This is a genomic window from Paracoccus yeei ATCC BAA-599 (assembly GCF_000622145.1).
Classification (GTDB): Bacteria; Pseudomonadota; Alphaproteobacteria; order Rhodobacterales; family Rhodobacteraceae; genus Paracoccus; species Paracoccus yeei.
This window is the reverse complement of the sequence record NZ_KK211402.1, coordinates 146,883-165,040: the sequence shown is the minus strand read 5'-3', so window position 1 is coordinate 165,040 and position 18,158 is coordinate 146,883. Positions and strand designations below refer to the sequence as shown.

Genomic DNA, 18,158 nt, shown 5'->3' with positions numbered 1-18,158 from the left:
CAGCAGGCGCTTGAGCTTGGCGTTCTCGTCCTCCAGCGCCTTCAGCCTGGCGGCTTCGGAGACCTCCATGCCGCCATACCTGGCTTTCAGCTTGTAGAACGTCGCCGGGCTGAGACCATGCCTGCGGCACACCTCAGCCGTCGGCATGCCCGCCTCCTGCTCCTGGAGCATCCCGATTATCTGTTCATCGGGGCTTACGCGGCCCCACTGGGGCCACGGTCCCCTCTTCATCGGTGAAACGGCTCTTTCGCATTCGTCTGCTCCTTCAGGGTTGAGCAGACTCTACATCATGGTGCGGGACTTCGTGGGGGGCAGGTCAATCAGGTCTCCTTGCAGAGCCTGAATCACGATAAGATATTGAAATTAATTGGTTTTAAGCCTTGGGTAATCGTAAGAGATGTTGGTGAAGGGTCGCCCCCTCACGGGGGCGCGGATCGAAACGATGACGAAATCAAGCTGCCCGTTCTGCCGCAGGGTCGCCCCCTCACGGAGACACGGATCGAGGCGGCACCACAGGGCAACCCAGAGCCTGACGCTCCGGTCGCCCCGTTCCCATCCTCCCCTCGAAAAGGCCCGTCCTCCACAAAGTCCCTGCCTCCTTCAGGCACACCCGCGCCACCCCCGCCCCGCACCTTCTGCACATCGCCGTGTTCACGGGGAACGGAGGCGGGCGTCGTTCGTTGCCTTGTCCTGTGCCAAGGAAGGTTGCGATGCCGGACAAGCCTGACGACATCATCCCCGTGATCCAGGAACAGCTCGGCGTCAGCGTCGAGCGGCGCCTGGCCGGGCGGGTCCGGGTCAGCGTCCGGACCCAGACCGACGAAAGCCTGGTTCCGGTCGATCTGACCCAGGTAGATGTCGCGGTCGAGCGCGTGCCCGTCAACCGCGCAGTCGATAAAGCCCCCGAGGTCGTCACCCGCGGCGATGTGACCATCATCCCCGTGGTCGAAGAACGGCTTGTCCTGACCCGGCAGCTTTATCTTCGCGAAGAAATCCACATCCGGCGCGTCGAACGCCGGGAGACGGCCGAGGTGCCGGTCGAGACCAGAAAGCAGGTCGCGACCATCGAAAGGCTCCCGGCGGACGAGGACAACCCGATCCCGCCCACAAACCCTGACCAGTTCCCTCGAAAAGGATAGCACCATGACCTACAGCGACATGCAGACCACGGGCAATTCCACCATCACCGCCATGTTCGACAGCCGGGCCGATGCCGAACGTGCCACCGCGCGGCTGCGGGACGCGGGCTTCTCGTCCTCGCAGATCAGTATGGTCGAGGGCGACGAGACGGCGGGCGCGACCCCCGACCCCGACCGCAGCAAGGGGTTCTGGGACAGCCTGGGCGATTTCTTCTTTCCCGAACAGGACCGCTACACCTATGCCGAGGGCCTGTCGCGCGGCGGCTATCTGGTGACGGTCACCGGTCTGCAGGCCGGCCAGTACGACACCGTCCTGGACATCCTGGACGACGAAGGCACCATCGACCTTGAGGAGCGCGAGCAGAGCTGGCGGTCCGAGGGCTGGGGCGGCTACGAGGCCAGCCCCTATGCGGCGCGCGGCACCATGGCGGGCGAGACGGGCACCGATTTCGGCGTGACCGGAGCGGGCGTCGCGGGCGCAGCCGAAACGGATGCGCGGCTGGGCGCCGCGGACCTCGGCTCGGACGACCTGCGCGGCGACAGGCTGGCCGGAGAGGAAACCATCCCGGTGGTCGAGGAGCGCCTGCGCGTCGGCAAGCGTGACACCAGCCACGGCCGGGTGCGCGTGCGCGCCTATACGGTCGAGGAGCCGGTCAGCGAAAGCGTCGACCTGCGCGAGGAGCGGGTCGAGATCGAGCGCCGGCCGGTCGACCGCCCGGTCTCGGACGCGGATGCCTTCCAGGACCGCACCATCGAGGCCGAGGAGTATCGCGAGGAGGCCGTGATCTCGAAAGAGGCCCGCGTGGTCGAGGAAATCGGCCTGCGCAAAACCAGCGACACGCACCAGGAAACCGTCTCGGACACGGTGCGCCGCACCGAGGTCGAGATCGAGGACGACCGCGACGCGGACCGCGGCCTGCCGCGCAAGGACATCTGACCCCTCGGGTCAGCCGGAAGGGGGGCCGCGCGATGCGGCCCCCTTTTTCATGGCCGGGGTCTGCGAATCGCTGCGGGCGGCAGGCGGCCTTGGACACCGCCTTGCCGGGCCGTCCCGAATAGCAATTTCCCGGGCCTTCGATACGAATTTGCCTGGGCCCCACAAACCGCGCGCCGGCCTGCGGGTTTTGTTTGCATCGCGGCGAATCCGGCCGCATCAGATCGGGCCGACGGGCGCGGGTAGCGCCCTCCATTGTCAGGAGGATGGGATGAAAGCGCTGGTTCTGGAAGAAAAGGGCAAGCTTTCGCTGCGGGATTTCGACATGCCGAGGACGCTTGGGCCCCGGGATGTGCGCATCAAGACCCATACGGTCGGCATCTGCGGCTCGGACGTGCATTATTACACGCATGGCAAGATCGGCCATTTCGTCGTCGACGCGCCCATGGTCCTGGGGCACGAGGCCTCGGGTACCGTCGTCGAGGTCGGCTCCGAGGTCGGCCATCTGAAGCCCGGCGACCGCGTCTGCATGGAGCCAGGCATCCCCGATCCCACCTCGCGTGCGGCAAAGCTCGGCATCTACAACGTCGATCCGGCCGTGGTCTTCTGGGCGACGCCGCCGGTTCACGGCTGCCTGACTCCCGAGGTCGTCCATCCTGCCGCCTTCACCTACAAGCTGCCCGACAGCGTAAGCTTTGCCGAGGGCGCGATGGTCGAGCCCTTTGCCATCGGCATGCAGGCGGCGCTGCGGGCGCGCATCCAGCCCGGCGACATCGCCGTCGTGACCGGCGCCGGCCCCATCGGCATGATGGTGGCGCTGGCCGCCCTGGCCGGGGGCTGCGCCCGCGTGATCGTCGCCGACCTCGCCCAACCCAAGCTGGACATCATCGGCGCCTATCAGGGTATCCGGACGGTCAATATCCGCGACCGCGCGCTGGCCGATGCCGTGGCCGAGGCGACCGATGGCTGGGGCGCGGACGTGGTCTTCGAATGTTCGGGCGCGGCACCCGCGATCCTGGGCCTGCCGGCGCTCGCGCGTCCGGGCGGGGCCATCGTGCTGGTCGGCATGCCGGTCGATCCGGTGCCGGTCGACATCGTCGGGCTTCAGGCCAAGGAGCTGCGGATCGAGACGGTGTTCCGCTATGCCAATGTCTATGACCGGGCCATTGCGCTGATCGCCTCGGGCAAGGTGGACCTGAAGCCGCTGATTTCGGCCACGATCCCGTTCGAGGACAGCATCGCGGGCTTCGACCGCGCCGTCGAGGCGCGCGAGACGGACGTGAAGCTGCAGATCGCGATGCCGCAGTAAGGGGGCCGCGATGTATCTGGGACTGGATCTGGGCACCTCGGGCATCAAGGCGATGCTGGTCGACGACCGTTTCGCCACCGTGGGCGTCGCCCATGCGCCGCTGAGCGTCAGCCGCCCGCAGCCCGGCTGGTCCGAACAGGACCCGGCGGACTGGATCGCGGGCGCCGAGGCGGTGATCGCCGCCTTGCTGCGCGACCACCCGGCGGCCATGGCGCGGCTGCAGGCCATCGGCCTGTCGGGCCACATGCACGGTGCGGTGCTGCTGGACGCATCGGACCGGGTTCTGCGGCCCTGCATCCTGTGGAACGACGGCCGGTCGGGGCCGCAATGCGCCGAACTGACCGCGCGGGCCGATTTCCACGGCATTGCCGGCAACCTGGTCATGGCGGGCTTTACCGCGCCGAAGCTGCTGTGGGTGCAGCAGCACGAACCCCAGACCTTCCGGGCGGTGGCCAAGGTGCTGCTGCCCAAGGACTACCTGCGCCTGTGGCTGACGGGCGCGCATGTCGCCGAAATGTCGGACGCGGCCGGCACGTTGTGGCTGGACGTGGCCAAGCGCGACTGGTCGGACGCGCTGCTGGGCGCGACCGGGCTGACCCGCGCCCAGATGCCCGCGCTGGTCGAGGGCAGCGACGTGTCGGGCCATCTGCGCGCCGATCTGGCGGAACGCTGGGGCATCGCGCGCGTGCCCGTGGCGGGCGGTGGCGGCGACAATGCCGCGACCGCCTGCGGCATGGGGGTGATGACGCCGGGCACGGGGTTTTTGTCGCTGGGCACCTCGGGCGTGCTGTTCGCGGCGACGGAACGCTATGCGCCCAACACCGGCGATGCGGTCCATACCTTCTGTCACGCGGTGCCGCAGACCTGGCACCAGATGGGGGTGATCCTGTCGGCGACCGACAGCATGACCTGGCTGTCCGAGATCACCGGCAAAGCCGTGCCGGACCTAGCCGCGCTGGTGCCCGAAACGGTCGCCACGCCGTCGCCCGCGCTGTTCCTGCCCTATCTGTCGGGCGAACGCACGCCGCTGAACGATCCCGATGCCGCCGGCGCGTTCCTGGGCCTGCGCCGCGCGTCAAGCCTGGGCGATCTGGCGCAGGGCGTGATGGAGGGCGTTGCCCTGGCCTTTGCCGATTGCGTCCAGGCGCTGCGCAAGGCCGGCACCCCGATCGAGGCCGCCTATGCGGTGGGCGGGGGCGCACGGTCGCGGGCCTGGCTGCGGATCATGGCCTCGGCCACCGGGCTTACGCTGCTTGAACCCGAGGATGGCGATTTCGGCGCCGCCTACGGCGCGGCGCGGCTGGGGGCGGCCTGCGTCACGGGCGACCTGTCTGACGCCGGCTTTCCCAAACCCGCCGTTCGCGCCGAGGTTGCGCCCGATGCAGGACTGGCGGCGCGATATGCGGAAAAGTATGTGGCCTTTCATGCCGCTTATCCGCAGTTGCGGAGCTTGGGTCAGCCCGCCGCCTGACCGCCTTTCCGCTGGAAAATTCCCGTTTTCACCGGCTTTCAACGGGAGTTTTCTGCGCTGCGGAAGGATGGGTGACCTGCGTCCGCAGGGCAACCGCACCGCACTTGTCAAATCGGGCGGCAATCTTCGCAAAAAAGTATCGGTAATTTCTGTGCAGTGATGTGGAATCCCACCATGCCAAAGTCCTATGGTTCGGCAGCGCACAAGCCGCGCCGGAGAGGAGCCGGCAGGCCGCCCCGCAAGGGATCGCGGCCCATCAAGGGGGAGGGAAAGGCGTGCAACCCGATCTGGAACTGGTCCATATCCGCAAGGGCGAATCCTTCGCCGCGTGGATGCATGGCTATCCGTTCCGCACGGTGCGCTGGCACTATCACCCCGAATATGAAATCCATCTGGTCAACGCGACCTCGGGCACCTTCTACATCGGCGACTTCGTGGGCCGCTTTCAGCCGGGCCAGCTGATCATGACCGGCCCGAACCTGCCGCAGAACTGGATCAGCGACATCCAGCCGGACGAGATCGTGCCCATCCGCTCTCTGGTGATCCAGTTTCCCGAGCCCTTCATCGAAAACGCCTGTGCCACCATGCCGGAAATGGAGGCGCTGCGCCCGCTTCTGGACCGCAGCCGCCGCGGCGTCCTGTTCGACGACGAAACCACCCGACTGGTCCGGCCGCTGATGGACCGGCTGGTCGAGGCACAGGGAATCAGGCGGCTTGCGCTGTTCTGGGAGATCCTGGACCATCTGGCCAACGCGCCCCAGTCCGAGGTCCTGGCCAGCCTGGGGTTCGGCCTGGATCTTGGCCGGGTGCACGACGGCGGCATCAACCGCGCGCTGACCTATCTGCGCGAGCATCTGACCGAACAGATCGAGGAAAGCGAACTGGCCGAGATGGTCGGTCAAAGCCAAAGCGCCTTTTCCCGCGCCTTCAAGCGCCACACCGGCACGACGTTGGTGCGCTATCGCAACCAGTTGCGGGTGGACCTGGCCTGCCAGATGCTGCTGACCGATCCCGACATCAAGGTGGCCGAGATCTGCTACGAGGTCGGGTTCTCGAACCTGTCCAACTTCAACCGGCATTTCCTGAAGCACAAGGGAATGTCGCCCTCGCAGTTCCGCGCGACCTTCGCGGCCCAGAAGGCGCTGGTCATGGCGGACTGACGAACGGCCCCAATCCGGTTTTTCACCAATTCGGGCGGCGCGGCGCCGCCCGGAGACGCGCAGGGCTTGCCTGCTTTCATCCACTCGGGAGGAACCCTCAGATGAAATCGACCTTTCTGACCGCCACGGCCGCGCTGGCGCTGCTGGCCGCCCCGGCCCTGGCCCAGGACAAGCTGAAGATCGGCATGACGTTCCAGGAACTGAACAACCCCTATTTCGTGTCCATGCAGGAGGCGCTGAACGAAGCCGCCGCCTCGCTGGGCGCCGAGGTGGTGGTGACCGATGCCGGCCATGACGTGGCCAAGCAGATTTCCGACGTCGAGGACATGCTGCAGCAAAACATCGACATCCTGCTGCTCAATCCGACCGACAGCGCCGGGATCGAGGCCGCCGTCCATGCCGCCAAGGCCGCAGGCGTGGTCGTGGTTGCGGTCGACGCCAACGCAAACGGCCCGGTCGACACCTTCGTCGGCTCGAAGAACCGCGACGCGGGCTACATGTCCTGCAAATACCTGGGCGACGCGCTGGGCGGCAAGGGCGAGGTCGCGATCCTCGACGGCATCCCGGTCGTGCCGATCCTGCAGCGCGTCGAGGGCTGCAAGGCCGCGCTGGCCGAGTTCCCGGACATCCAGCTGGTCGACACCCAGAACGGCTGCCAGGACCGTTCCGTCGCGCTGGGCGTGGTGGAAAACATGATCCAGTCCAAGCCGAACCTCGCCGGCATCTTCTCGGTCAACGACGGCGGCGCCATGGGCGCGCTGGCGGCGATCCAGGGCTCGGGCAAGGACATCAAGCTGGTTTCGGTGGACGGCGCGCCGGAAGCGGTCAAGGCGATTACCGAGGGCGGCCCCTTCATCCAGACCACCGCGCAGTTCCCGCGCGACCAGGTCCGCGTCGGCCTGGCGATGGCCCTGGCGCAGAAATGGGGCGCCCGCGTGGTGCCCAAGGAAGTGCCGATCGACGTGATGGTCGTCGACAAGGAAAACGCGGCTGACTTCAGCTGGTAACGGTTCCTCCCCGGACTCGCCCCGGCCTTTGCGCCGGGGCGGGATTGGCGAGGTTCAGGAAGGGGGCGCGATGCTGGAACTGAACGGAATCAGAAAGAGCTTCGGCAAGATCGAGGTGCTGCACGGCGTCGATCTGGAAGTCCGCGCGGGCGAGGTTCACGCCCTGCTGGGCGAGAACGGCGCCGGCAAGTCCACGCTGATGAAGATCCTGTGCGGCATCATCCAGCCCAGTGCCGGCACGATCCGCATCGACGGGACCGAGCGCCACTTCGCCGACTACGACCAGGCGATTGCCGCGGGCGTCGGCATCGTGTTCCAGGAATTCAGCCTGATCCCGCACCTGGACGCGGTCGAGAACATGTTCCTTGCACGCGAGCTGCGGACCCGGCTGGGCCTTCTGGACCGCAAGGCGATGCGCGTGCGCGCGGCCGGGATCATGCGCCAGCTGGGGGTCGACGTGGCGTTGGACGTGCCGGTGAACCGGCTTTCGGTCGCCGAGCAGCAGTTCGTCGAGATCGCCAAGGCCCTGTCGCTTCAGGCGCGCATCCTGGTCCTGGACGAGCCGACCGCGACCCTGACCCCATCGGAGGTCGAGCACCTGTTCAAGGTGATGCGCGAATTGCGCAAGCAGGGCGTGGCCATCGTCTTCATCTCGCACCACCTGGAAGAGATCTTCGAGATCTGCGACCGCATCACCGTGCTGCGCGACGGCCAGTTCGTCGCCTCCTGCGCGGTCAGCGAGGTCGACAACGACCGGCTGGTCGAGATGATGGTCGGCCGCCGCATCGAAGCGAATTTTCCGCCGAAGCCCGCCCTGAACCCCGCCGCGCCCGTCGTGGTCGAGGTCGAGGAGGTTCAGCTGAAGCGGGGCGGTCCCGTGTCGCGCTTTGCCCTGCGCAAGGGCGAGATCCTGGGCTTTGCCGGGCTGGTCGGCTCGGGCCGGACCGAAACCGTGCTGGCCATGCTGGGCGCCGGCCCCGCCACGCGCTGCAAGGTCAGGGTGGACGGGGTCGAGAAACGCTTCTCGGGGCCCGACGAGGGGCTGGCGCATGGCATCGGCCTGCTGCCCGAAAGCCGCAAGGAACAGGGGCTGATCACCAGCTTTTCGATCCTGCAGAACATCTCGCTGAACAATTACGGCAAATATGCCAAGGGCCACTGGTTCATCGACCTGAAGAAGGAACTGGCCGCGACGCGCGAAGCCATGGGCCAGGTCCGGGTCAAGGCGCAGGGACCCCACGCCCGGGTCGACACCCTATCGGGGGGCAACCAGCAGAAGGTGGTCATCGCCCGCTGGCTTAACCACGACATGCAGGTGCTGATCTTCGACGAGCCGACGCGCGGCATCGACGTGGGCGCCAAGGCGGAGATCTATGCCCTGATTCGCGCCTTCACCGAGGCGGGGGCCTCGATCATCATGATCTCGTCGGAACTGCCCGAGGTGATCGGCATGTCCGACCGGGTCTGCGTGTTCCGTTCGGGCGGGATCGTCGCGACCGTCGAGGGCGAGGCGATCAATTCCGAAACCATCATGACCTATGCAACCACGGGAAGGGTTGAACATGTCGCATGACGCAAATACCGCAGCGACCGGCAAGTCCGGCTTCTCGTTCGGGGGGCTCCTGCATTCACCGCTGGCGCTGCCGCTGATCGGGCTGATCGTGGTGTCGTGCCTGATGGGTCTGGCCAGCGACAGCTTCTTCAGCCTGGGCAACATCATGAACGTGCTGCGCCAGGTGTCGGTCGTGGGCATCCTGGCCGTGGGCATGACCTTCGTGATCCTGACCGGCGGCATCGACCTGTCGGTCGGCGCGGTCATGGCGCTGGTCGGCACGCTGGCCGCGGGTCTGATGGTCAACAACGGCCTGCCCGCACCCCTGGCGCTGGGGGCGGGGCTGCTGATCGGGCTGGGCATCGGGCTGGCGAACGGGTTCCTGGTCGCCTGGGGCCGGATGCCCGCGATCATCGTGACGCTGGCGACCATGGGCATGGCGCGCGGCCTGGGGCTGATCTATTCCGGCGGCTATCCGATCAGCGGCCTGCCCAGCTGGATTTCCTGGTTCGGAGTCGGGCGCGTCGGCGTCGTTCCGGTGCCCGTCATCATCATGGTGGTGATCTATGCGCTGGCCTGGGTGCTGCTGCAGCGCACGCCGTTCGGACGCCATGTCTATGCCCTGGGCGGCAACGAAACCGCCGCGCGGCTGTCGGGCGTCAAGACCCGGCGCGTCAAGCTGGCGGTCTATGCGATTTCCGGCCTGACCTCGGCCCTGGCGGCCCTGGTCCTGACCGGCCGGCTGATGAGCGGACAGCCGAACGCCGGCGTCGGCTTCGAACTGGACGCCATCGCCGCCGTCGTGCTGGGCGGCACCGCCATCGCCGGCGGGCGCGGGCTGATCCTGGGGACGCTGATCGGCGCGGTGCTGCTGGGCATCCTGAACAACGGTCTGAACCTGATGGGCATCAACCCCTACCTGCAGGACGTCATCAAGGGCGCGATCATCCTGCTGGCCATCTACATCGGGCGCGAATGGCGCTGAGCCCGCCCAAGACATTCACACAGGAGAAGAACATGTCTGAATCGCTGCAAGGCAAGGTCGCGGCCATCACCGGCGCGGCCTCGGGGATCGGCCTGGCCACGACCGAGGCCCTGCTGGACCAGGGCGCCACCGTCGTCATGGTGGACTGGAACGAAGCCGCGCTGGACGAACTGGCGGGCAAGCTGAGCGACCGCGCCATTCCCCAGGTCACGAACCTGCTGGATACCGACAGCTGCAATGCCATGATCCCCGAGATCCTGGAAAAGGTCGATCACATCGACATCCTCTATTGCAACGCCGGCACCTATATCGGCGGCGACCTGACCGAGACGACGCCCGAGGCCATCGACCGGATGCTGAACCTCAACGTCAACGCGGTGATGAAGAACGTCCATGCGGTCGTCCCGCACATGATCGAACGCAAGACCGGCGACATCGTCGTCACCTGCTCCATCGCCGGGCATTTCCCGACCTATTGGGAGCCGGTCTATTCCGGGTCGAAATGGGCGATCACCAGCTTTGTCCAGGGCATGCGCCGGCAGATGATCCCGCATGGCGTGCGCGTGGCGCAGGTTTCGCCCGGGCCGGTCGTCTCGGCGCTGCTGGCCGACTGGCCCGAGGAGAACCTGCGCAAGGCCAGGGAATCGGGCAGCCTGATCGATGCAAGCGAGGTGGCCGATGCGGTCGTCTACATGCTGACGCGCAAGCGCACGGTGACCATCCGCGACATGCTGGTGCTGCCGACCAACTTCGACCGCGTCTGACACGCGCCACGCCAGCCGGGGAACCGCCATGGACCAGTATGTGATCGGCATCGACGTGGGCACCGGCTCGGCCCGGGCCGGGGTGTTCGACCGGACAGGGGCGCTGCTGGCCAGCGCCAGACGCCCCATCGCCCTGCACCGCGAGGACGGCGGCATCGCCGAGCAATGCAGCGCACAGGTCTGGCAGGCGGTCTGCGACAGCGTCCGCGACAGCGTGGCGCAGCCCGGGATCGACCCGGCCCAGGTCGCGGGCATCGGCTTCGACGCCACCTGTTCTCTGGCGGTGATCGGGCCTTCGGGGCAGGGCCTGCCGGTCGGCGACCCGGCCCACCCCGAACGCGACATCATCGTCTGGATGGACCATCGCGCGGTCGATCAGGCCGCGCGCATCAACGCCCAGGGCCACGCCGTACTGGCCTATGTGGGGGGGCGCATCTCGCCCGAGATGCAGACGCCGAAGCTGGTATGGCTGCGCGAGCACCGGCCCGAGATCTATCGGATGGCGGCGCATTTCCTGGACCTGACCGATTTCCTGACCTGGAAGGCCACCGGCGCGCTGGAGCGGTCCGCCTGCACCGTCACCTGCAAATGGACCTATCTGGCGCATGAAGGCCGCTGGGACGGGTCCTATTTCCGCCAGATCGGGCTGGGCGATCTGGCCGATGACGGCTTTGCCCGGATCGGCGCCCGCGTGGTCGACCCGGGGACCGCCTTGGGCCGGGGCCTGTCCCCCGAGGCGGCCGCGGCCATGGGCCTGCGTCCCGGCACGGCGGTCGCCGCCGGGCTGATCGACGCCCATGCCGGCGGCGTCGGCACCGTCGCCGCCGGGGGCGAGGCGACCGATTGCCTGGGCTATGTCTTCGGCACCTCGTCCTGCACCATGACCACGACGCGCGACCCCGCCTTCGTGCCAGGGGTCTGGGGCCCCTACTTCTCGGCCATGGTACCCGGCATGTGGCTGAACGAGGGCGGCCAGTCCGCCGCCGGCGCCGCCATCGACCAGCTGGTGCAGATGCACCCCGCCTCCGCCCGCGCGGCCGCGCTGGCCGAGGCCCAGGGCAAGGCGCTGCCGCACTGGCTGGCCGACCGTGCACTGGCGCTTGCGGCCTCGCCAAGCCAGGCGGTGCGGCTGGCCGACCAGCTGCATGTCGTGCCCGAATTCCTGGGTAACCGCGCACCCTTTGCCGACCCCCATGCCCGCGCCGTCATCATGGGCCTGGGGATGGAGACCGAGCCGGACGCGCTGGTCGCGCTGTATGTCGCGGGGATCTGCGGGCTGGGCTACGGCCTGCGCCAGATCATCGAGACGCAGGCGCGGCACGGCGCGCCGGTCCAGACCATCGCCGTCAGCGGCGGGGCGGGGGCCCATCCCCTGACCCGGCAACTGCTGGCCGACGCCACCGGCCTGCCGGTCGAGGTGACGCAGTCGCCCGAACCCGTGCTGCTGGGCTCGGCCATGCTGGGCGCAGTCGCGGCGGGGCTGTTCCCCGACCTGGGCCGCACCATGCCCGCCATGTCGCGCATCGCCACGCGGTGCACCCCGGACCCCGCCACTCGGGCGCTGCACGACGCGCGCCATGCCGCCTTCCTGACCCTGCAACGGACCGCGCGCGAGATCCGCCGGTCCACCGAGGAGCGTGTTTCCCCATGAAAGACCTGACCGACGCCCTGGCCGCTGCCCGTGCGGGGGGCGACAGCTTTGCGATGGCCAACTGCATCCGCGCCCTGTCGATGGACGCGGTCGAGGCGGCCCGCTCCGGCCATCCCGGCGCGCCCATGGGCATGGCCGAGGCGGCGACCGCGCTGTGGACGCGGCATCTGAAATTCGACGCTGCCGATCCCGACTGGCCCGACCGCGACCGTTTCGTGCTGTCGAACGGCCATGGCTCGATGCTGCTTTACAGCCTGCTGCACCTGACCGGCTTTGCCGACATGACGCTGGACCAGATCCGCAACTTCCGCCAATGGGGCGCGATCACGGCCGGCCATCCCGAATACGGCCATGCCAAGGGGGTCGAGGTCACGACCGGCCCGCTGGGGCAGGGGCTGGCGATGGCGGTGGGCCTGGCGATGGCGGAACGGGCGCTGAACGCGCGCTTCGGCGACGATCTGGTCGATCACCGCACCTGGGTCTTTGCCGGCGACGGCTGCCTGATGGAGGGGATCAGCCAGGAGGCGATCTCGCTGGCCGGGCATCTGAAGCTGTCCCGGCTGGTGGTGCTTTACGACGACAACGGCATTTCCATCGACGGCCCGACCGACAAGGCCTTCACCGAGGATGTGACCGGCCGCTTTGTCGCGGCGGGCTGGCAGGTGCTGGCCTGCGACGGCCACAGCGTCGACCGGATCGACGCGGCCATCGCCGCCGCGAAAGGGTCCGACCGCCCCGTGCTGATCCGGCTCAGGACGGTGATCGGCCTGGGCGCTCCGACCAAGGCGGGCACCCACGACGTGCATGGCGCGCCGCTGGGACCGGCCGAGCGGGCCGCCGCCCGGACCGCCCTGGGTCTGCCCGACGCCGATTTCGCCATCCCGGGCGACCTGCTGGCGCGTTGGCGCGAGGCCGGCCGGCGCGGCGCGCCCGAACGCGCCGCCTGGCAGGCCCGGCTGGCGGCACGCGACGCCGACACGCAGGCCGAGTTCGCCCGGCGCATGGCGGGCGCGATGCCCGAGGCGCTGGACAAGGCCCTGGCCTCGGCGCGCGCGGCCCTTTACGCCGCGCCCCAGAATGTCGCGACGCGCAAGGCCAGCCAGATCGCGCTGGACAGCCTGACCGCCGCCCTGCCCGAGATGATCGGCGGCTCGGCCGACCTGACCGGCTCGAACCTGACGCGGGTCAAGGCGGTGGACAGCGACTTTCAGCCCGGCCGCTACGACGGGCGCTATGTGTCCTGGGGTGTGCGCGAATTCGGCATGTGCGCGGCGATGAACGGCATGTCCTGCCACGGCGGGCTGATCCCCTATGGCGGAACCTTCCTGGTGTTTTCCGACTATGCCCGCAACGCGATCCGGCTGTCGGCGCTGATGGGGGTGGGCACGATCTATGTGATGACCCACGACAGCATCGGCCTGGGAGAGGACGGTCCGACCCACCAGCCGGTCGAGCATCTGGCGTCCCTGCGCGCCATGCCAAACCTGAACGTGTTCCGCCCCGCCGATGCCGTCGAGACGCTGGAATGCTGGGAACTGGCGCTCCGCAGCCGCAACCGGCCCTCGCTGCTGGCGCTGTCGCGCCAGAACGTGCCGCAGTTGCGCCTGTCGGGCGACAGGAACCTGTCGGCGCGCGGCGCCTATGTCATCCATGGCGACGCGCAGACCCGCGACCTGACGCTGCTGGCCACCGGAACCGAGGTCGCGCTGGCGGTCGAGGCGGCCACCGAACTTGCCGGGCAGGGCATCCGCGCCGCGGTCGTCTCGATGCCCAGTTGGGAGCTGTTCGAGGAGCAGTCCCGCGACTATCGCCGCGCGGTCCTGGGCGACGCGCCCCGCATCGCCGTCGAGGCCGCCTCGACCTTCGGCTGGACGCGCTATGTCGCAAGCGACGCCGATGTGATCGGGATGCGCGGCTTTGGCGCCTCGGCTCCGGCGCCGGTGCTTTACGAACAATTCGGCATCACCGCCGCGGCCATCGTGGCGCGCGCCAAGATCCTTCTGGCTTAACCTGACGAGGTCATCATGCAGTTTTCGGGAAAATCCGTCATCATCACCGGCGCGGGCAAGGGGATCGGCCGCGCCTGCGCCCGGCTGATGGCCGCCCAGGGCGCCGAGGTCGTGGCCCTGTCGCGCACCGGGTCCGACCTGGACAGCCTGCGGGCCGAGATCGGCGGCCGCTCGATCCCGGTCGATCTGGCCGATGCCGCCGCCACCCGCGCCGCGATGGCCGAGGCGGGGACGGCCGATTACCTGATCAACAGCGCCGGCATCAACGTGCTGGAAAGCGTCCTGGACATGACCGAGGCGGGCTATGAGGCCGTCCTGGGCATCAACCTGCGCGCCGCCCTGCTGACCTGCCAGGAATTCGCCCGCGCGCGCGTCGCGGCGGGGGGCGGCGGGGCCATCGTCAACATCACCTCGATCGCCGGGCACCGCGGCTTTCAGGATCACTTGTGCTATGCCGCCTCGAAGGCCGGGCTTGAGGGCGCGACCCGCGTCATGGCCCGCGAACTGGGCCCGCATGGCATCCGCGTGAACGCGGTTGCCCCGACCATCACCCTGACCGAACTGGCCGCCGAGGCCTGGTCGGACCCCGCCAAGAGCGCGCCGATGATGGTGCGCCACCCCCTGAACCGCTTTGCCGAGGCCGACGAGGTCGCCGAAAGCATCGCCCTGCTGCTGTCCGACCCGAGCCGCATGATCACCGGCGCGGTGCTGCCGGTCGACGGCGGCTTCCTGTCCGTCTGAAAGGAAATCCCATGCAATTCTTTGTCGATACCGCCGTCATCGCCGACATCCGCGAGCTGAACGACTATGGCCTGCTGGACGGGGTGACGACCAACCCCTCGCTGATCGCCAAGTCCGGGCGCGACTTCAAGGAGGTCATCGCCGAGATCTGCGCCCTGGTCGAAGGTCCCGTCTCGGCCGAGGTGGCGGCCCTGGATGCCCAGGGCATGATCGCCGAGGGCACGCACCTGGCCGCCATCGCCCCGAATGTCGTGGTCAAGCTGCCCCTGACGCTGGACGGGCTGAAGGCCTGCCGCCACTTTGCCAAGGCGGGCATCCGCACCAATGTCACCCTGTGCTTTTCGGCCAACCAGGCGCTGCTGGCGGCCAAGGCGGGGGCGACCTATGTCTCGCCCTTCGTGGGGCGGCTCGACGACATCAACCTGGACGGGATGGAACTGATCCACGACATCCGCACCATCTTCGACAACTACAGCTTCGACACGCAGATCCTGGCGGCCTCGATCCGCACGCCGAACCATGTGCGCGAGGCGGCCCTGGCTGGCGCCGATGTGGCGACGGTGCCGCCGGGGGTCATCAAGGCGCTGGCCCAGCATGTCCTGACCGACAAGGGGCTGGAGCAGTTCAGCAAGGACTGGGCCGCGACCGGCCAGTCGATCCTGTAGGGGCAAGGGAAAGGGCCGGGGTCCTGGGGACCCCGCGCCTAGCGCGCGAACATCGCCTCGATCGGCGCCGGGGGGACGGGCTGCGTCACCAGGTGGCTTTTGCGCTTTTCGTAGAAGGCGTTGCCCCCCGCCACCAGGACATAGTGCATGTTGTCATAGGAAAACCTGTGGCTGGCGGCGTGAAAGAACATCGCGTTCCCGATCATGGGATGGCGTTCGCCGCGCAGGACGGCGCGGGCCGCCTCGCGGACCTGGGGCGGGGCCTTGTCCATCCGCCGGGTCATGATGCCCGGCGCGAACTGGTTCCTTTGCCCGACGACGCCGCAGACCGTGCGGGGATACTGGCCGGATTCGACCCGGTTCATCACCACGCTGCCGACGGCGATCAGCCCGTCGCGGCTGGACCGGTTGGCCTCGAAATACATGGCCCGTTCCATGCACTCAAGCTCGCTGTGCCGGCGCGAAAGGCCGCAGCCCGCAAGCAGGGCCAGCGCAACCGCAAGGGATGCGCCCATGCGCAACGTCGAACGCGGGATCGTCATCGGGTTTCCTGCCGCTCATGGTGTTTGTTATCGTTACGCGATGCTTACCGCAGCCGGATTGGGCCATCAACATGGATCGCTTGCGGGGCACCCCCTTGGCGGCCCGGTGGGCATGCCTATCTTGGGGGCATGACCCTGATGCGATGCCGGAGGCCCAGCTGACCCACCCATCCCTTGCCGACCGGATCGCCGGGCTGGGCGCGGTCGATCTGGCGCGGCGCCTGATCGGGGCCAGCCTCGATGTCCGGGGCACCGGCGGCATCATCATCGAGACCGAGGCTTACGCCCGGGACGACCCCGCATCCCACAGCTTTCGCGGCCCGACCCCGCGCAATGCGTCGATGTTCGGCCCGGCGGGGCGTGCCTATGTCTATCGCTCCTACGGGATCCATCTGTGCCTGAACGTCGTGGCCCGCCCGGGCGAGGCGGTGCTGATCCGGGCTCTGGCTCCGCAGCGGGGGCTGGACCTGATGCGGCAGCGCCGCCAAAGCCCTTTGCTGTGCAACGGTCCGGGGCGGCTGACCCAGGCGCTGGGGATCACGCCCCAGGACGACGGCGCGCCCTTTGATGGGGACGCGCTGGCGATCACCCTGGCCGAGGTGACGCCCGATGTGGTGGCCGGGCCGCGCATCGGCATCAGCAAGGCCCAGGACCTGCCCTGGCGCTTCGGGCTTGCCGGCGCCGCCGGGCTGAGCCGCCCCTTTCCCCGGGCCGGCGCCGGGCCCTAGGCGCCCTTCAGTTCCAGGAAAAACCGCACCATCTCGGCGCTGGCCCGGGGGCCCTGGGGGTCGGTATAGGACCCGGCAGGGTCCCCACCCGACCAGGCATGGCCCAGGCCGTCGATCGCCCAGCGTTCCAGCAGGGCGTCGCCCTCGGGTGTGCGGGTGGTTTCGCGCACATAGCTGCGGGCACCGGCCTTGCCGGCGGTGCGGTCGAACAGGGTCTGTTCGGGCCCGGCGGCCAGCGCGTCGGCGGCGATCCGGTCCCCGTTCGCCGGATGCACGGTGCGGTCGGCGCTGCCGTGAAAGACGATGGTCGGGGTCGGGACCGGATCATGGCCCGGCATCGCTTCGGGCGCCGCGGTGCCGTTCATCGCCGCAAAGGCCGAAGGCACGTCCTTGGCCGCACCAAAGGGCAGGCCCGAATGGGCGCCCACGGCGGCGAAGACATCGGGATGGGTCTGGCCCAGGATGACCGCCATCGCCGCCCCGGCCGACAGGCCTGCGACAAAGACGCGATCCCCCGGAACGGCATGGGCGCGGGCCACCTCGGCCGCAAGCTGGGCCAGGATCTCGGGCTCGCCCCGGCCACGGCGCTGGTCGCCCCGGCTGAACCAGTTCCAGCAGGACTGGGCATTGTCGCCCCGCGCCTGCTGCGGATAGACGACGATCAGCCGGTGTTCCTCGGCCAGGGCATTCATGCCGGTGCCGCGCGCGAAATCGGCGTGGGTCTGGGTGCAGCCGTGCAGCATCAGGACCAGCCCCTGCGTCCCCTGCGCCGCCGACGCGGGCACATAGGTCAGGTAGTCGCGCGTGCCCGCCGTGCAGGCAAAGCGGTCGGCCGTGAAGCTGGCCCCGGACGCAAGCGCGTCGCTTGTCGGCGCCTCGGCTGCCGGACCCGAGGCGGGCAGAGGCATCGCAAGCCCGTGCTGCGACAGGGTGCGCTGCACCAGATCGTTCGCCCCCTCGAACCGCAGGGTGTCCATGGCCTGGCGCAGGGTGCCGATATCGAAGGGGTTCATCATATATTCCTTGGTGAGGGGGGCTAAAGGGTGCGGTCGGCCAGGGCCTTGCGGAGTTCGGGACTGGCCTGGAGCGCGCCCAGGACCGAGATCGAGCCGATCGTGGCCCGCGCCAGGTCCGGGTCGATGTCACGGGCAAAGCGCGCAAGGCCCAGGACGCGCACATGCAGGACCTCGCCCGCGTCGCGCAGCGCTTGCAGTTCGGCGCGGGTAAAGTCGCGCAGGCCCATGTCCATCGTGTGGCGTTCGACCGTCCGGGCGACGACCTCGCGGTGGCTGTCGAGCTGGTTGCGGATGGCCGTGCGGATGAAGTCGCTGCGGTTCGAATAGAACCCTTCCTGCACCAACAGGTCGATGCGGCCCAGGTCCACAAAGCCCAGGTTGATGGTGATCTTTTCCGTGTCCGAGGTCTTTTCCTTGAGCGCCGACATCGTTTTCTCCATCCACATGGATGGTATATGGATGGAGGAAACGCGTGTTTCAAGGGT

18 protein-coding genes are annotated in these 18,158 nt (G+C 68.4%); 14 read left to right on the top strand and 4 right to left on the bottom strand.

Annotated features, from left to right (window positions below; translation table 11 throughout):
* A partial coding sequence (locus BU28_RS23770; protein WP_211254169.1) for a transposase occupies positions 1-231 on the bottom strand: 231 nt, incomplete at its 3' end.
* 479 nt (positions 232-710) lie between these two features.
* On the opposite strand from BU28_RS23770, the gene BU28_RS23765 reads away from it, so the two are divergent.
* The 13 genes from BU28_RS23765 to fsa all read left to right on the top strand — a co-directional run bounded on the left by BU28_RS23765 (position 711) and on the right by fsa (position 15,387).
* Positions 711-1,139, top strand: coding sequence for a YsnF/AvaK domain-containing protein (locus BU28_RS23765; RefSeq protein WP_051578312.1), 429 nt, complete (start codon positions 711-713; stop codon positions 1,137-1,139).
* A 4-nt stretch (positions 1,140-1,143) separates the two neighbouring features.
* Positions 1,144-2,076, top strand: a complete 933-nt coding sequence (locus BU28_RS0118500) for a YsnF/AvaK domain-containing protein (RefSeq protein WP_198944999.1) — start codon at positions 1,144-1,146, stop codon at positions 2,074-2,076.
* Between the two features lie 268 nt (positions 2,077-2,344).
* Complete coding sequence (locus BU28_RS0118495) at positions 2,345-3,382, top strand: NAD(P)-dependent alcohol dehydrogenase (RefSeq protein ID WP_028720740.1); 1,038 nt, start codon at positions 2,345-2,347, stop codon at positions 3,380-3,382.
* Positions 3,383-3,392: 10 nt separating this feature from the next.
* On the top strand, positions 3,393-4,853 hold the full coding sequence (xylB, locus tag BU28_RS0118490) for a xylulokinase (protein WP_028720739.1): 1,461 nt from the start codon (positions 3,393-3,395) through the stop codon (positions 4,851-4,853).
* A 275-nt stretch (positions 4,854-5,128) separates the two neighbouring features.
* Positions 5,129-6,013: a helix-turn-helix domain-containing protein gene (locus BU28_RS0118485; protein WP_028720738.1), complete on the top strand. Its 885-nt coding sequence runs from the start codon at positions 5,129-5,131 to the stop codon at positions 6,011-6,013.
* Between the two features lie 101 nt (positions 6,014-6,114).
* Positions 6,115-7,020 (top strand): ABC transporter substrate-binding protein, encoded by a 906-nt coding sequence (locus BU28_RS0118480; RefSeq protein ID WP_028720737.1) that lies wholly within the window; start codon positions 6,115-6,117, stop codon positions 7,018-7,020.
* 70 nt (positions 7,021-7,090) lie between these two features.
* On the top strand, positions 7,091-8,593 hold the full coding sequence (locus tag BU28_RS0118475) for a sugar ABC transporter ATP-binding protein (protein ID WP_028720736.1): 1,503 nt from the start codon (positions 7,091-7,093) through the stop codon (positions 8,591-8,593).
* On the top strand, positions 8,583-9,557 hold the full coding sequence (locus BU28_RS0118470; RefSeq protein ID WP_028720735.1) for an ABC transporter permease: 975 nt from the start codon (positions 8,583-8,585) through the stop codon (positions 9,555-9,557). Before BU28_RS0118475 ends, BU28_RS0118470 begins: the two co-directional genes overlap by 11 nt.
* Before the next feature lie 32 nt (positions 9,558-9,589).
* On the top strand, positions 9,590-10,321 hold the full coding sequence (locus BU28_RS0118465) for an SDR family oxidoreductase (RefSeq protein WP_028720734.1): 732 nt from the start codon (positions 9,590-9,592) through the stop codon (positions 10,319-10,321).
* 28 nt (positions 10,322-10,349) lie between these two features.
* Entirely contained in the window at positions 10,350-11,972 is a 1,623-nt protein-coding gene (locus BU28_RS0118460; protein WP_028720733.1) for an FGGY-family carbohydrate kinase, read from the top strand.
* The gene (gene tkt, locus BU28_RS0118455) at positions 11,969-13,981 is read left to right on the top strand and encodes a transketolase (protein ID WP_028720732.1); all 2,013 of its coding nucleotides are present in this window, start codon (positions 11,969-11,971) and stop codon (positions 13,979-13,981) included. Before BU28_RS0118460 ends, tkt begins: the two co-directional genes overlap by 4 nt.
* Positions 13,982-13,996: 15 nt before the next feature.
* Complete coding sequence (locus BU28_RS0118450) at positions 13,997-14,722, top strand: SDR family oxidoreductase (protein ID WP_028720731.1); 726 nt, start codon at positions 13,997-13,999, stop codon at positions 14,720-14,722.
* Between the two features lie 11 nt (positions 14,723-14,733).
* Complete coding sequence (fsa, locus tag BU28_RS0118445; RefSeq protein WP_028720730.1) at positions 14,734-15,387, top strand: fructose-6-phosphate aldolase; 654 nt, start codon at positions 14,734-14,736, stop codon at positions 15,385-15,387.
* A 38-nt stretch (positions 15,388-15,425) separates the two neighbouring features.
* On the opposite strand, the gene BU28_RS0118440 is transcribed toward fsa, so the two are convergent.
* A complete protein-coding gene (locus BU28_RS0118440) occupies positions 15,426-15,929 on the bottom strand; it encodes a cell wall hydrolase (protein WP_028720729.1) in 504 nt (167 codons plus the stop codon).
* Positions 15,930-16,072: 143 nt separating this feature from the next.
* On the opposite strand from BU28_RS0118440, the gene BU28_RS0118435 reads away from it, so the two are divergent.
* The gene (locus BU28_RS0118435; protein WP_051578311.1) at positions 16,073-16,657 is read left to right on the top strand and encodes a DNA-3-methyladenine glycosylase; all 585 of its coding nucleotides are present in this window, start codon (positions 16,073-16,075) and stop codon (positions 16,655-16,657) included.
* On the opposite strand, the gene BU28_RS0118430 is transcribed toward BU28_RS0118435, so the two are convergent.
* Together BU28_RS0118430 and BU28_RS0118425 are read right to left on the bottom strand one after the other, a co-directional pair.
* On the bottom strand, positions 16,654-17,670 hold the full coding sequence (locus BU28_RS0118430) for an extracellular catalytic domain type 1 short-chain-length polyhydroxyalkanoate depolymerase (RefSeq protein WP_028720727.1): 1,017 nt from the start codon (positions 17,668-17,670) through the stop codon (positions 16,654-16,656). The two genes, BU28_RS0118435 and BU28_RS0118430, sit on opposite strands and share 4 nt — an antisense overlap.
* 23 nt (positions 17,671-17,693) lie before the next feature.
* Positions 17,694-18,101 (bottom strand): CopG family transcriptional regulator, encoded by a 408-nt coding sequence (locus BU28_RS0118425; RefSeq protein WP_088239160.1) that lies wholly within the window; start codon positions 18,099-18,101, stop codon positions 17,694-17,696.
* Between the last annotated feature and the right edge of the window lie 57 nt (positions 18,102-18,158).

What these genes read in the sequence shown, in the direction of transcription:
- fsa (WP_028720730.1), top strand. Translation starts at nt 14,734, where the DNA reads ATGCAATTCTTTGTCGATACCGCCGTCATCGCCGACATCCGCGAGCTG.
- BU28_RS0118475 (WP_028720736.1), top strand. Translation starts at nt 7,091, where the DNA reads ATGCTGGAACTGAACGGAATCAGAAAGAGCTTCGGCAAGATCGAGGTG.
- BU28_RS0118450 (WP_028720731.1), top strand. Translation starts at nt 13,997, where the DNA reads ATGCAGTTTTCGGGAAAATCCGTCATCATCACCGGCGCGGGCAAGGGG.
- xylB (WP_028720739.1), top strand. Translation starts at nt 3,393, where the DNA reads ATGTATCTGGGACTGGATCTGGGCACCTCGGGCATCAAGGCGATGCTG.
- BU28_RS23765 (WP_051578312.1), top strand. Translation starts at nt 711, where the DNA reads ATGCCGGACAAGCCTGACGACATCATCCCCGTGATCCAGGAACAGCTC.
- BU28_RS0118465 (WP_028720734.1), top strand. Translation starts at nt 9,590, where the DNA reads ATGTCTGAATCGCTGCAAGGCAAGGTCGCGGCCATCACCGGCGCGGCC.
- BU28_RS0118430 (WP_028720727.1), bottom strand. Translation starts at nt 17,670, where the DNA reads ATGAACCCCTTCGATATCGGCACCCTGCGCCAGGCCATGGACACCCTG.
- BU28_RS0118440 (WP_028720729.1), bottom strand. Translation starts at nt 15,929, where the DNA reads ATGACGATCCCGCGTTCGACGTTGCGCATGGGCGCATCCCTTGCGGTT.
- BU28_RS0118470 (WP_028720735.1), top strand. Translation starts at nt 8,583, where the DNA reads ATGTCGCATGACGCAAATACCGCAGCGACCGGCAAGTCCGGCTTCTCG.
- BU28_RS0118500 (WP_198944999.1), top strand. Translation starts at nt 1,144, where the DNA reads ATGACCTACAGCGACATGCAGACCACGGGCAATTCCACCATCACCGCC.
- BU28_RS0118495 (WP_028720740.1), top strand. Translation starts at nt 2,345, where the DNA reads ATGAAAGCGCTGGTTCTGGAAGAAAAGGGCAAGCTTTCGCTGCGGGAT.
- BU28_RS0118480 (WP_028720737.1), top strand. Translation starts at nt 6,115, where the DNA reads ATGAAATCGACCTTTCTGACCGCCACGGCCGCGCTGGCGCTGCTGGCC.
- BU28_RS0118435 (WP_051578311.1), top strand. Translation starts at nt 16,073, where the DNA reads ATGCCGGAGGCCCAGCTGACCCACCCATCCCTTGCCGACCGGATCGCC.
- tkt (WP_028720732.1), top strand. Translation starts at nt 11,969, where the DNA reads ATGAAAGACCTGACCGACGCCCTGGCCGCTGCCCGTGCGGGGGGCGAC.
- BU28_RS0118425 (WP_088239160.1), bottom strand. Translation starts at nt 18,101, where the DNA reads ATGTCGGCGCTCAAGGAAAAGACCTCGGACACGGAAAAGATCACCATC.
- BU28_RS0118460 (WP_028720733.1), top strand. Translation starts at nt 10,350, where the DNA reads ATGGACCAGTATGTGATCGGCATCGACGTGGGCACCGGCTCGGCCCGG.